The following is a 12,976-nucleotide window of genomic DNA, read 5'->3' as shown; positions in this document are numbered from 1 at the left end:
TCGTCGCGCGCCAGCCTGGCCAGGCGGTATACAGAGCCCGTGGAACTGGACCGGCTCGATCGTGACATCATCGCGGCGCTCGTTGAGGACGCCCGCGCGACCTTCGCGGACATCGGACACCAGGTGGGGCTGAGCGCGTCGGCGGTCAAGCGCCGGGTGGACCGGTTGCGCGAGACGGGGGCGATCACCGGGTTCAGCGCGAGGGTGGCGCCGCAGGCGCTCGGCTGGACGACCGAGGCGTACGTGGAGCTGTTCTGCCAGGGCAAGACCAAGCCGTCGGACATCGCGCTGGCCGTGGCGAAGTTCCCCGAGGTGGTGGGGGCGGCCACGATCACGGGCGAGGCGGACGCGCTGCTGCACATCAGGGCCACGGACGTGCGCCACGTGGAGCGGGTGATCGAGCGCATCGCGGCGGAGTCGTTCGTGGTGCGGACCAAGAGCTCCATCGTGCTCTCGCGGCTCGTGGACGCACCTCCCGGCACCACCGTTCCGGAGCCGCGCAACGGATCGCCTGCCCAGCTCTGAAAGACGCAACAGACCTGCGCGAACACGCAATGCCAAACACTTGGCCTGCATAAACATGCATTCTTAGGCTGTCTCCGTCCCTTCGAAAAGGACATCCACCCATAAACCTCGACGGAGACCTGCATGCCCAAACACTTCCTGATGTGCCGTCCGGACTACTTCACGGTCGAGTACGCGATCAACCCGTGGATGGACCCCGAGGCCGGTGCGGACCGCGACCTGGCGGTCCGGCAGTGGGAGGGCCTGAAGGCGGCGTACGAGGAGCTCGGGCACCAGGTCAGCCTGATCGACCCGATCGAGGGGCTGCCCGACATGGTCTTCGCCGCCAACGGCGCGCTGGTCGTGGACGGCCGCGTCTACGGCGCCCGGTTCGCCCACGCCGAGCGCGGCCCCGAGGGCCCCGCCTACCTGCGGTGGTTCACCGAGCGCGGCTACCCGGCGCGCGAGCCGCTGCACGTCAACGAGGGCGAGGGCGACTTCCTCACGCTCGACGACGTCATCCTGGCCGGCACGGGCTTCCGCACGGACGTGGTGGCGCACCAGGAGGCACAGGAGTTCCTGGGCCGCCCGGTGATCTCCCTGACGTTGGTGGACCCGCGCTTCTACCACCTGGACACGGCGCTGTTCCCGCTCGACGGGCGCAATGTCGCGTACTACCCGGAGGCGTTCTCCGAGGGCAGCAGGAAGGTGCTGCGCAAGATGTTCCCGGACGCGTTGATCGCGACCGCCGACGACGCCGAGGTGCTCGGTTTGAACGCGGTCAGCGACGGCAGGAACGTCATCATCAACGCCGAGGCGTCGAACCTGCAGCTGGAGCTCAAGCGGCGCGGCTACGAGGTCATCCCCGTGGACCTGTCAGAGCTGCGCAAGGCAGGCGGCGGACCCAAGTGCTGCACACTGGAGATCAGGGGGGAGAACTGACCATGACCACCAGCGCAGAGCTCATCGAGATGAGCGAGCGCCGCAGCGCGCACAACTATCATCCGCTTCCCGTCGTGATCCACGAGGCGCACGGCGCCTGGGTCACCGACGTGGAGGGCAAGCGATATCTGGACTGCCTGTCCGGCTATTCCTCGCTCAACTTCGGCCACGGCCACCCGAAGATCATCGAGGCCGCCCGCGACCAGCTCGACAACCTGACCCTGACCAGCCGCGCTTTCTACCACGACCAGTTCGCGCAGTTCTGCGCCGGGCTCGGCGACCTGACGGGCAAGGACCTGATCCTGCCCATGAACACCGGCGCCGAGGCCGTCGAGACGGCCATCAAGGTGGCCCGCAAATGGGGCTACGAGGTCAAGGGCGTCGAACCCGACCAGGCGAACATCATCGTGATGGAAGGCAACTTCCACGGCCGCACGACCACGATCGTGAGCTTCTCCACCGATCCGGAGGCACACGACAACTTCGGGCCTTACACGCCGGGCTTCCGGCTCGTGCCGTACGGCTCCGCCGAGGCGATCAGGCAGGCCGTCGACCCGAACACGGTCGCGGTGCTGGTCGAGCCGATCCAGGGCGAGGCCGGGGTGCTCGTGCCGCCGGACGGGTACCTGAGCGAGATCCGGGAGCTCTGCACCGCGCAGGGCATCCTGATGATCGCCGACGAGGTGCAGTCGGGGCTGGGGCGCACCGGGCAGACGTTCGCGTGCGACTACGAAGGGGTCGTGCCCGACATCTACGTCCTGGGCAAGGCACTCGGCGGCGGCGTCGTACCGGTCTCGGCCATCGCCGCCAACCGCGACGTGCTCGGGATCATCCAGCCCGGCCAGCACGGGTCCACGTTCGGCGGCAACCCGCTGGCGTGCGCGGTGGGCATCGCGGTCATCGAGCTGCTCAACACCGGCGAGTTCCAGGCCAGGGCCGCCAAGCTCGGCGAGGTGCTGCACGCCCGGCTGCGCGAGCTGATCGGCAAGGGGGTCGTGGAGGTGCGCGGGCGCGGGCTGTGGGCCGGCGTGGACATCGACCCGGAGCTCGCGACGGGGCGCGAGGTGTCGAAGGCGCTGATGGCGCGGAGCGTCCTCGCCAAGGACACCCACGGCTCCACGATCCGCCTCGCCCCGCCGATCGTGGTCTCCGAGGAAGACCTGGTGTGGGCCGTCAACCAGCTCGCCGACGCCCTTTACGAGCTGAACACCGCCTGAGCGCCGTCCGGGGTTTCAAGGATCTTTTACGGCGGAGCACGGGAGGGCCCAGCCACCGCACGTGGCCCTGCTTTTCAGGATCTTTTACGGCGGAGCACGGGAGGGCCCAACCACCGCACGTGGCCGGGCCCTGTCCAGGGAGACGCTTCTCCGGTTCACGGGGCCGGGCGCCGTCACGGCGCCCGGTTACCCGCCCGGGTGGTCATTCGCCGGCCGGGGACGCCTTCGCGGTCGCCTGCTCCGGGCCCTTCGACGGCTGAACGCTGGCCGTCGGCTTCGATACCGCCCCCTGCGACGGCTCCACGCTGGCCGTCGGCTTCGGTGCCGGCGCCTGCGTCGGCGTCACGGTGATCGTCTGCACCGGCTCCCCCGCGGACGGGTCGCTCGTCGCCTCCAGTGAGACCGTCAGGGTCGGCACCGGCTCCGAGACGGTCCCGTCGCTCTGCTCCGGCGCGGCCGAGCTTCCCGCGCTGGGCTCGGCGCTGGACGGGGCGCAGGCCGCCGCCTGCGCCTTGCCGGAGGGCGTCGCCTGCGGCAGCACGTCCACCACCGACACCTTCAACTGGGCGGTCAGCGCCAGCACGCTGCCCTTGGGAGCCCGGGCGAGCCGGTCGTCCACGACCGTCTCCCGCTCCCCCATGAACACGTGCGTCGCCGGGTCGAAGATGGCCTGGCTGAGGATCCCCTGGGGGTTGACCCGTCCGAGCGCCACCCCCTTGCGGCCCGCCGAGTCCTCCACCCCCTCGGCCACCTCGACGCCGGGGATCGACCTGGCCGCCTCGAAGAGGGCGTCGCGCTGCGCCTTCGGCAGGTACGTCTCCCTGACCAGGTCCGTCAGGTGGTCGAAGGCGGCCCGGTCGCTCTCGTCGCCCTTGGCCTCGGCCGCCGCCGCGGGCATCTTGTAGAGGCGCGCCCGCATCCCGGCGACGTCCGTCGGCAGCGTGCTCAGGTAGGTGTAGTCGGTGCGGTTCTCGCCCAGCTGGGAGGGGCAGGACTGCAGCACGTGCCAGTCGGAGCCCTGCCAGTTCCTGGCGTCCGCCGGCAGTTGCTCGCCCGGCCACGGCCGGGGCTCGCGACCCTCGATCAGCAGCAGGCCGTTCGCGCTCCCGTCCACCGACTGCCAGATCTTCCTGTGGGTCCGGTAGAGGTGGCGGGTGGTCTTACCGCTCTGGTCGGCCGACATCGACCGGTACATGGTGTCGGACTCGATCAGGATGAACTGGCCGGGGCGGGGAGCCAGCTCGTCGGACGACGAGACGGCGGCCGACTGGGTCACGGCAGTGGCGGGGCCGGTGCCCCCTTGGCCCTGGTTCGACAGGGCCACGGCCACCCCGCCGACCAGGGCGACCGTGACCCCGAACGCGGCCGCGGCCTGCCAGCCGAACCAGGGCAGGCGAAAGCGGCCCCCGTCACGCGCCTGCGCCAGCAGCCGTTCCCGCGCCGTGGCCCTCGCCTCGGCCCCGTACGGCGGCACGGCGGGCCGGCCGTCGGCGAACATGCGGATCTCGTCCTCATCCATGCTGGGGCTCCTCTGCTGCGAAGGGATCGGTGCCGCCGAGAGCCCTGCGCACCTTGACGCGGAGCCGGTGCAGCCTGGACCTGACGGTGCCGACCGGCACGCCGAGCGCGAGCGCCGCGTCCTCGTACGTCAGGTCCGCCCACGCCACGAGCAGCAGCAGGTCGCGCTCGCCCGCGCTGAGCCGGGTGAGCGCCCTGGCCAGTTTGGGCTGGAGCTGCTCGGCGGTCACCCGATCCGCGCTGCGGTCGTCGAAGGTGCCGGGGCGCTCCACGTTCACCTTGGCCATGGCGGCGGTGCGCCGCCGTTCGGCCCTGCGGTGCTGGGCGACGACCTTGGTCGCGATGCCGTACAACCATGGCCTGGCATCGGGCCACGAGCGGTCGTAACGCGCCCGCCGGCGGAACGCGACGAGGAACACCTCCCCCGTCACGTCGTCGGCCAGCTCGCTCCCGAGACGCCGGGCCGCGTACCTGTGGATCTCGTCGGCGTGCCGGTCGAACAGCGCCGCGAAGCTCTCCGGGTCCGCCAGCGAATGCCCGATCAGCGTCGAGTCATCCAGCGTCTCAGGCACATCCTGAACACCCACCACTCTGCCGGTCCTCTCTCATGCGGTCACCCTGTTGTTGACCGCACGCCGGAGGGCGGTTCCACCTTTCTCGCGGCTACGGCAGGCGCCACACCTCCATCCCCTCCGGAGCCGGCTCCGGGGTGAAGCCCGCGCTCTCCAGCTCCGAGACCAGCCGTTCGCGGGCGGGCCAGTGGTTGGTGAGGACCACCTCGTCCTCGCTGATGGACACGCCGTGCTGCCTGACCCGGTAGACGAAGCGCGTGGTGACGCTCTCCCCCTCGGCCTCCAGCACCTGCCCGGCCACCTCGTACGCGTGCCTGCCGACCTGGTACGACCCCATGACCTCGAGATCGCCCGGCACCGGCGCGGACCGCTCCCGCCAGTTGAACACCAGCCGCCCGCCCGGCTCCAGCTGCCTGGCCAGCACCTCCCACAGCGCGGCCCGTTCCTCCGCGTCGAAGCTCTGCAGGACGGAGATCATCACGATCGCCTCGACCGGTTCGTCCACCTCCACGTCGAGCGCCCCATAGGGCAGCACGGTCACCCGACGCAGCGTCGAGGGGTCGGACGCCAGGCGGGAGAGCAGGACCGAGCGCATGCCCAGCGACGGCTCCAGGGCGTAGATCTCGGCCGGCGTCTCCCTGGCGATCAGCTCGGTGATCAGGCCGGTGCCCGCGCCGATCTCGAGCACGCTCCGCCGCACCCCCTGCAGCAGCAGGGGAAGCAGCTCCCGCACCATCGGGACGTGCCCGTCCTCGTGCCAGAGGTCGTAGAACGGCACGGCGGCGGCGTAATCATCCTTGTGCATGCGCTTCAGCGTAGGCGGACGGAGTCGATCGGCCTGACCGCATCGCCGACGGACTCGTACCAGGTGACCTCGTCGGGCAGGGTCAGCGTGGCCACCGCGTTCTGGAACCAGGGCCCGTTCGTGACCCGCCACCTGAACGGCGGCTTCGGGATGCCCGCCAGCCGCGCCAGCAGGCCGCCGACCAGCGTGGCGATCGAGAACTGGGTGAACACGTTGGCCCAGCGCAGCATGCGGCTGAGCGGGTTGCGGATCGGCGAGCAGACGATCTGGTAGATCTGCCCGGCGCCGGCCTTGGCCAGGTAGGAGTAGTGGACGTCGCCCGAGAGGATCAGCACGGGCTTGCCGGTCTTCACCAGCAGCCTCGACAGGTCCTCGAACGAACGCCGGAACGCCGCCCAGTGCTCCAGGTCGATGGCCTGCCGGAACTTCTCCGACCACCGCCGCGCCAGAGGGCCCCACTTGCCGTCGCACAGGGCCTCGTTCCAGTTCTGCACGCCGTGGACGCCCTCGGGGAGGAGGAACGGGATCGACGAGCCGATGATCAGCCGCTCGGCCGGGGCGGCGACCTGCTCCTCCAGCCAGGCCCACTCCCCCGGGTCGAGCATGCGGCGGTCGCCGGGCGTGAGCTGCCTGGCGCACCTGGTGTCCACCATGATCAGGCGGGCGCTGCCGAGGTCGCGGGCGTAGCTCCAGCGGTTGCTGCTCGGCTCGGCGTCGGCCTTCTCCGCGAACTCGTCCAGGGCCGCGCCGCCGTCGCCGTCCATCAGCTTGCGCAGCAGCGGGTCCTCCGCGCGCTCGGCCGGCGAGAGGTTGCCCAGGTGCTGATAGATCCAGTACGCCCCCAGCCCCGCGACGACGCGCCGCTGCCACCACGGCACGGCGGCCATCTGCTCGCGCCACGGCTGGGAGGTGTTCCAGTCGTCACGCAGGTCGTGGTCGTCGAAGATCATCGCGGACGGGACGGTGGACAGCAGCCAGCGGATCTCCTCGTCGGTCCAGGCCAGGCGGTAGAGCTCGGCGTACTCCTCGAAGTCGGCGATCTCCCCCTGCGGCTCCGTGCTCCTGCGGTCGCGGATGTATTCGAGCATCGCGGGCGAGGGGTTGTCGGCGTAGACCTGGTCGCCGAGGAGCACCAGCAGGTCGGGCCACTCGTCGTCGTCGGCCGTGGGGAGGTGCTCGCCGTACGCGCGCAGGACGTCGTCGCCGTGGGTGAGGACGTGCGCCATGTCATGCGGGACGCTGGTGCGGCACGAGCCGAACGCCAGCTTGCGCACCCCGTCGGCGGGCAGCAGCCGGATCCGGCTCGGCGGGCGACCCGCCAGAGGCCATACCTGCTCCCCGTCGAGCCTCACCGAATACGACCCGATATCCTGGGAGAGTTCAACGAGATCCACGATCGCGTAGTGGTGACCGTGCACGGTGAAGGTAGGCGACCGGTAAGACCTGCCGTCCGCCTCGATGGTGACCGTGCAGGGCTCGGCGGTCTCCACCCAGATCGAGGCGCTGACCGAGTCCACGTATCGCAGCATCGGCCCCATCACGAGTGCGGGCATCTCACTCCCCGAGATATTCACGATTCGGCACACTGACCGGACGCAAGCCTGCCAGAGTGGCACGGTCCACAGCACCTCGGGATTTCATCGACTGCTAGGCAAGGTCAAACCCTCCGCCTTAGGATGATCGAGACAACACGCCCAAAGTGGGAGGCAACGGCGCTTCCTGCTTTAAAAAGGGCGTCATAGCAGGAGGATTCTCTTCCATGAGCATCATGGTGCCGTCAAAGACGCCGGCCCTGATCACCCCGGGCCGTCAGGCCCTCGATTCCGCACTCCACCAGCTCGACCAGGCCGCCGAGCAGCTCGGACTCGACGACGGGCTCCGCACGATGCTGGCCACGCCCCGGCGGTCGCTGACCGTCTCGGTCCCGGTCCGGCGCGAGAACGGCCGCATGGACGTCGTGCAGGGCTTCCGCGTCCAGCACAACGTCTCGCGGGGACCCGCCAAGGGCGGGCTCCGGTTTCATCCGGACACCGACATCCACGAGGTCACCGCGCTCGCGATGTGGATGACGTGGAAGTGCGCACTGGTCGGCATCCCGTACGGCGGCGCCAAGGGCGGCGTGGCCGTGGATCCGTCCACGCTCACCGAGCGCGAGCGGGAGCGCATGACCCGCCGCTACGTCAACGAGGTCATGCCGCTGATCGGCCCAGAGCAGGACATCCCGGCTCCGGACGTCGGCACCGACGCGCAGACCATGGCCTGGATCATGGACACCTACAGCGTCCACACCGGCTTCCCGGTGCCCGGCGTCGTCACCGGCAAGCCGAAGACGCTGGGCGGCTCGCACGGACGCGTCTCCGCCACCTCGCGCGGCGTGCAGATCGCGGCGCTGGCCGCGCTCGGCCGCTCGCCCGCCGGCAGCACCGTCGCCGTGCAGGGCTTCGGCAAGGTGGGCGCGCCGGCCGCGCAGTTCCTGGCCGACGCGGGTTGCAAGGTGGTGGCCGTCTCGGACGCCACGGGAGCCGTGTACGCGCGCGGCGGCCTCGACATCCCCGCCCTGGTCGCGTACGCGGCCGAGGCCGGGGGCGTGCGCGGCTTCCGCGAGGCCGACGCGCTGACCCATGACGAGCTGCTGGAGCTGGACGTGGACATCCTCGTCCCGGCGGCCCTCGAAGGCGCGATCACCGAGGCCAACGCGCCCCGGATCCGCGCCCGGCTGATCGTGGAGGGCGCGAACGGCCCCACCACGCCCGAGGCCGACGAGATCCTGACGGCCAACGGCACCACGGTGGTGCCCGACATCCTCGCCAACGCGGGCGGGGTGATCGTGTCCTACCTCGAGTGGGTGCAGAACCTGCAGGCCTACTCGTGGAGCGCCGAGGAGGTCGAGCTCAAGCTGCGCGAGCTGATGCTGGAGGCGTTCGCCGAGGTGAAGTCGGTGGCGGCCGAACGCGGCCTGACGCTCCGGCAGGCGGCGCACGTCATCGGCGTGGGCCGCGTCGTCGAGGCCCACCAGCTCCGCGGCCTCTACCCGTAACCACACCTCAGTCCCACCGGCTGAACCAACGGTGGGCGCGCCACCACCGCGCGCCCACCCCTCCCCCGAAGCACCTCACCACCCGCGAGGGACCCGCCGACCGTGGCTGAGGTCCCTTTGGGGGAAGCGCGGAAGCGCGCATCGCCCAGCAGCCCGCCGACGACGGCACCGGCTCGCCGCCCGACCCCCGCCCCTCTCCTCCAAAGGACCCCGCCCGCATCAGCGGCGCGCCCCATCACTCGCCCCTCGCCTCTCTCCTCCAAGGGACCCCAGCCCACGTCGGCGGTGCGCCCCGCGACGGCGAGACGACTCCGCCGACCGTGGCTGAGGTCTCCTTGGGGAAAGTGCCGGCAGGCGGGTCAGACGCGGAGTTCGGCGTAGTCGAGGGCCTCCATCAGCCTCTCCAGGTCGCGCATGAGCTGCTCCGTACGCTCCCTCCCGAAGGCCCCCGCGATCAGCCCGTGATGCTCGGCCACCGCCCCGTCCACCCGCGCGAGCAGCTCCGCCCCCCGGTCCGAGACGAACACCGCCACCCGCCGCCGGTCCCCCTTGGACGGCCCGCGGTAGACCAGCGCCCGGTCGATCAGCCGGTCGATCGCCTTGGTCAGCGTCGGGTGCGGCATCAGCACCGCCTCCGCCAGCTCGCCCATCGAGTCGCCGCGCCCGTCGGCCAGCGCCCGCATGATGCGCCACTGCTCGACCGTGACGTCCTCGCCGGCCAGCACCGCGGCCAGCCCGCGGTTGACGCTGCGCTCCGCGCGACTCAGGAGGTACGCGAGTGAGGACCCGAGCCCAGGGGTGGTCATGGAGAAAGGTCCTTTCATCGGAGAGCTAGAACGGAGGATACTCGTCGGCGTGGCGGCGACCGTCGATCCGTTGGAAGCGCGGCTCATACCGTCGGAGTCGATCAGGATCGGCCTGGTCGTGCCCGTGTCGGGGGTGCTCGGCCTGATGGGCCCGTGCGCGATCAACTGCGCGGTGCTGGCCGCCGAGGAGGTCAACGCCGGGGGCGGCGTGCTGGGCAGGCCGGTCGAGCTGGTGCTCATCGACGGCGGCCGGCCCGCGCGCCAGGTGGCGGCCGAGGTGGCCGGGCTGGTCGGCTCGCGGACGGTGCAGGCCGTCGCGGGCGCCCACGCGAGCGACGTGCGGGTGAAGGTCGTGGCCGCGATCGCCGGGCGGGTGCCGTTCGTCTACGCGCCCCCGTACGAGGGCGGCGGCCACGCGCCGGGCGTCTACTTCCTCGGCGAGACCCCCGGCAGGCAGCTCGCGCCGGGCATCGAGTGGCTGGCCGGCACGCGCCGGGCCCGCCGCTGGTACCTGCTGGGCAACGACTACGTCTGGCCGCGCCTGGTGCACGCCGGCGCCCGCAGGCGGCTGCGCGCCCGGGGCGCGAGCGTGGTGGGCGAGAGCTTCGTCCCGTACGGCGGGGCCGTCAGCCTCCTCGACCGGGTGGCGGACGCGCGGCCCGACGCCATCCTGCTGACGCTGATCGGCAGCGACCTCATGGCGTTCAACCGCGCGTACGCGGCCGCCGGGCTCGGCGCGGCCCGGCTGTGCGGGGCGCTGGAGGAGCACGGCCTGCTGGGCGCCGGCGGGGACGTCACCGGCGAGCTGTACGCGTCCATGGGCTACTTCCGCGACCTGTCCACCGACGCCGGTCTCGACTTCGCCGAGCGGTACGCGGCCAGGTTCGGCGCGGACGCCCCCATGCTGAACGCCCACGGCCACGGCTGCTACGAGGCCGTGGCGATGCTGGCCGCGCTGGCGGCGCGGGCGGGGTCGCTGGCCGTGCCGGCGCTCGACGCGGTCGCCGACGGCACCGAGATCACCAGCGCCCGGGGCACGCTCACGCTGATCGGCCGCCAGGTGCGCCATCCCGTGCACCTGGCCAGGGCGGACGGCCTGGGATTCTTTCTAGAGAAACCTTTTCAGTAGAAAGCTTTGGCCCTAGGGTGCGAATCGCCCCCCACGCAGCTAGGAGCCGTGCATGAGCACAGTCGAGCAGTTCGGCTACCGCCAGGAACTCCGGCGTTCCTTAGGCTTCGCCGACCTGATGATCTATGGCTTGATCTTCATGGTGCCGATCGCCCCGTTCGGCATCTTCGGCCACGTCTTCGCCGTCTCCCACGGGATGGTGGCGCTCGCGTACATCATCGGCCTGGTCGCGATGGCGTTCACGGCACTGTCGTACGCGCAGATGGCCCGCGCGTTCCCCATGGCCGGCTCGGTCTACACGTACGCGGGCCGGGGAATCGCCGCCCCCGTCGGGTTCATCGCCGGGTGGTCGATCCTGCTCGACTACGTGCTCGTGCCCTCGCTGCTCTACCTGGTGGCCGGCGTGGCCATGAACTCGTTCGTGCCCGCCGTGCCCGTCTGGCTGTGGCTGGTGGCGTTCGTCGCGCTCAACACGGTCGTGAACTACCTCGGCATCCAGATGACCGCCAGGATCACTCGGATCATGCTGGTGGCCGAGCTCGCGGTGCTGGCGATCTTCCTGGTGGTCGGCGGCGTCGCGCTGGCCCAGGGCAAGGCGCAGACCGGCGCGCTGACCCCGTTCTTCGACTCCGCCGGATTCAGCTGGAGCGTGGTCCTGGCCGCCGCGTCCGTGGCCGTGCTGTCGTTCCTCGGCTTCGACGGCATCTCCACGCTGGCGGAGGAGAACCGCGAGGACGCCCGCCGGCTCGGCCGCTCCATGGTGGCCGCGCTGGGGCTGGCCGCGGTGCTGTTCGTGGCGCAGACCTGGGTCGCCGCGCTCCTCACCCCCGGCCGGGACGTTCTGATCGCGAAGGACGACCCGGCGGGCAGCGCGTTCTACACCACCGCGGAGTTCGCCGGCGGGCACTGGTTGTCGGTGCTGACGGCCGTGGCCACCGCCGTCGCGTGGGGGTTCGCCAACTCGCTGGTGGCGCAGGCGGCCACCTCGCGCCTGCTGTTCGCGATGGGCCGCGACCGCCAGCTCCCCTCGTTCCTCGCGAAGGTGGACCCCAGGCACAAGGTGCCGGTCAACGCGACCCTCGTGGTGGCCGCGCTCTCGCTGATCATCGGTGTCTACATGAGCACGCGGCCGACCGGCATCGGCGAGCTGAGCTCGCTGGTCAACTTCGGCGCCATGGCCGCGTTCCTGCTGCTGCACGTCTCCGTCGTCGTCCACTACGTCATCAGGCGGCGCAGCCGCAACTGGCTCGCGCACCTGGTCGTGCCCGTGGCCGGCATCGTCGTCCTGGTGGCCGTCGTCCTCAACCAGAGCGTCTACGCCCAGTGGGCCGGCGGCATCTGGCTGGCCGTCGGCCTCCTCGTCCTCGGCATCTCGTACGCCCTCGGCCGCCGGCCCGCACTCCCCTCGGAGGTTTGATGAACGTCGTCTCCTACCGCCCCTCCCCGGAGGACCTGAGCTACACCTTCGGGGGACGCTCGGCCGTGGGCAAGGTGCGGCCGGGCACGATCCTGGAGCTCTACACCGAGGACTGCTTCGGCGGCCGCGTGCGGACTGTGGACGACCTGCCGTCGCAGGTGTGCGAGTTCCCCTACCTGAACCCGGTGACGGGCCCCTTTCACGTCGAGGGCGCCGAGCCCGGCGACACGCTGGCCCTGCACTTCGTGAGAATCACCCCGGCCAGGGACTGGGCGGTGTCGACGACGTTCCCCCACTTCGGCGCGCTGACCGGCACCCACACCACGGCCATGCTGCAGCCGCCGCTGGAGGAGCGGGTCTGGCGGTACGACATCGACCTCGACCAGGGCGTGGCCGTCTACCACGCCCGCAACAGCGACTTCAGCGTGGCGCTGCCGCTCGACCCGATGCACGGCACGGTCGGCGTGGCCCCCGCCGCGAACGAGGCCCGCATGACGATCACCCCGGACGCGCACGGCGGCAACATGGACACCCCGGAGCTGCGCGCGGGCGTCACCGTCTACCTGGGCGTCAACGTCGAGGGCGGGATGTTCTCGATCGGCGACGGCCACGGGCTGCAGGGGCACGGTGAGGTCTGCGGCACCGCCGTGGAGTCGGCCATGAACACCGTGGTCGCGGTCGAGCTGATCAAGGGGGTGGCGACGCCGTGGCCGCGACTGGAGGACGATCTGCACCTGATGTCCACCGGTTCGGCCAGGCCGCTGGAGGACGCGTACCGGATCAGCCAGCACGATCTGGTCACCTGGACGTCGGAGCTGACCGGCCTGGACACGCTGGACGCCTACCAGCTCGTCAGCCAGGCCGGGCAGGCGCCCGTCGGCAACGTCTGCGACACCAACTACACGATGGTCGCGAAACTGCCCAAGGCGTATCTGGGCCGGCCGGCCGTCTACGAGTCGGCGCACGCCCGGCTGCGCGCGCTGGGCTCTCGGTACACAAGTTGAGGTAAAGATTGATGTCGCAGGTCAG

At 71.0% G+C, this 12,976-nt stretch carries 12 protein-coding genes; 7 read left to right on the top strand and 5 right to left on the bottom strand.

Annotation, left to right across the window (positions count from 1 at the left end; translation table 11 throughout):
* Positions 1-39 precede the first annotated feature (39 nt).
* From H4W80_RS47985 to rocD, 3 genes are all read left to right on the top strand, one after another.
* Complete coding sequence (locus H4W80_RS47985; protein ID WP_192791154.1) at positions 40-525, top strand: Lrp/AsnC family transcriptional regulator; 486 nt, start codon at positions 40-42, stop codon at positions 523-525.
* A gap of 123 nt (positions 526-648) precedes the next feature.
* On the top strand, positions 649-1,446 hold the full coding sequence (gene ddaH, locus H4W80_RS47980; RefSeq protein ID WP_192791153.1) for a dimethylargininase: 798 nt from the start codon (positions 649-651) through the stop codon (positions 1,444-1,446).
* A 2-nt stretch (positions 1,447-1,448) separates the two neighbouring features.
* Positions 1,449-2,663 carry an ornithine--oxo-acid transaminase gene (gene rocD / locus H4W80_RS47975; protein ID WP_192791152.1) on the top strand — a complete coding sequence of 405 codons (1,215 nt, stop codon included), beginning with the start codon at positions 1,449-1,451 and terminating at the stop codon, positions 2,661-2,663.
* Between the two features lie 202 nt (positions 2,664-2,865).
* Here rocD and H4W80_RS47970 read toward each other — a convergent pair whose 3' ends face one another.
* From H4W80_RS47970 to H4W80_RS47955, 4 genes are all read right to left on the bottom strand, one after another.
* Positions 2,866-4,182: a CU044_5270 family protein gene (locus H4W80_RS47970; protein ID WP_192791151.1), complete on the bottom strand. Its 1,317-nt coding sequence runs from the start codon at positions 4,180-4,182 to the stop codon at positions 2,866-2,868.
* Entirely contained in the window at positions 4,175-4,753 is a 579-nt protein-coding gene (locus H4W80_RS47965) for an RNA polymerase sigma factor (protein ID WP_318787394.1), read from the bottom strand. The genes H4W80_RS47970 and H4W80_RS47965 overlap by 8 nt, the downstream gene beginning before the upstream one ends.
* Positions 4,754-4,844: 91 nt before the next feature.
* Entirely contained in the window at positions 4,845-5,558 is a 714-nt protein-coding gene (locus tag H4W80_RS47960; RefSeq protein ID WP_192791149.1) for a class I SAM-dependent methyltransferase, read from the bottom strand.
* Positions 5,559-5,563: 5 nt separating this feature from the next.
* Positions 5,564-7,111, bottom strand: a complete 1,548-nt coding sequence (locus H4W80_RS47955) for an alkaline phosphatase D family protein (protein ID WP_192791148.1) — start codon at positions 7,109-7,111, stop codon at positions 5,564-5,566.
* Positions 7,112-7,317: 206 nt separating this feature from the next.
* Between H4W80_RS47955 and H4W80_RS47950 the strand changes: the two genes are divergently transcribed.
* Positions 7,318-8,595 (top strand): Glu/Leu/Phe/Val family dehydrogenase, encoded by a 1,278-nt coding sequence (locus H4W80_RS47950; RefSeq protein WP_192791147.1) that lies wholly within the window; start codon positions 7,318-7,320, stop codon positions 8,593-8,595.
* Positions 8,596-8,954: 359 nt separating this feature from the next.
* Here H4W80_RS47950 and H4W80_RS47945 read toward each other — a convergent pair whose 3' ends face one another.
* On the bottom strand, positions 8,955-9,401 hold the full coding sequence (locus H4W80_RS47945; protein ID WP_192791146.1) for a MarR family winged helix-turn-helix transcriptional regulator: 447 nt from the start codon (positions 9,399-9,401) through the stop codon (positions 8,955-8,957).
* Positions 9,402-9,450: 49 nt separating this feature from the next.
* Between H4W80_RS47945 and H4W80_RS47940 the strand changes: the two genes are divergently transcribed.
* From H4W80_RS47940 to H4W80_RS47930, 3 genes are read left to right on the top strand one after another with little or no spacing between them, the layout of a single operon-like run.
* The gene (locus tag H4W80_RS47940; RefSeq protein ID WP_318787393.1) at positions 9,451-10,530 is read left to right on the top strand and encodes a substrate-binding domain-containing protein; all 1,080 of its coding nucleotides are present in this window, start codon (positions 9,451-9,453) and stop codon (positions 10,528-10,530) included.
* Positions 10,531-10,582: 52 nt separating this feature from the next.
* The gene (locus H4W80_RS47935; protein WP_192791144.1) at positions 10,583-11,947 is read left to right on the top strand and encodes an APC family permease; all 1,365 of its coding nucleotides are present in this window, start codon (positions 10,583-10,585) and stop codon (positions 11,945-11,947) included.
* Entirely contained in the window at positions 11,947-12,951 is a 1,005-nt protein-coding gene (locus tag H4W80_RS47930) for an acetamidase/formamidase family protein (protein WP_192791143.1), read from the top strand. Before H4W80_RS47935 ends, H4W80_RS47930 begins: the two co-directional genes overlap by 1 nt.
* Positions 12,952-12,976: the final 25 nt, after the last annotated feature.

This window comes from Nonomuraea angiospora (assembly GCF_014873145.1).
GTDB lineage: Bacteria > Actinomycetota > Actinomycetes > Streptosporangiales > Streptosporangiaceae > Nonomuraea > Nonomuraea angiospora.
Note: the sequence above shows the minus strand (reverse complement) of the source record. Positions and strands in the feature narration are given on the sequence as shown.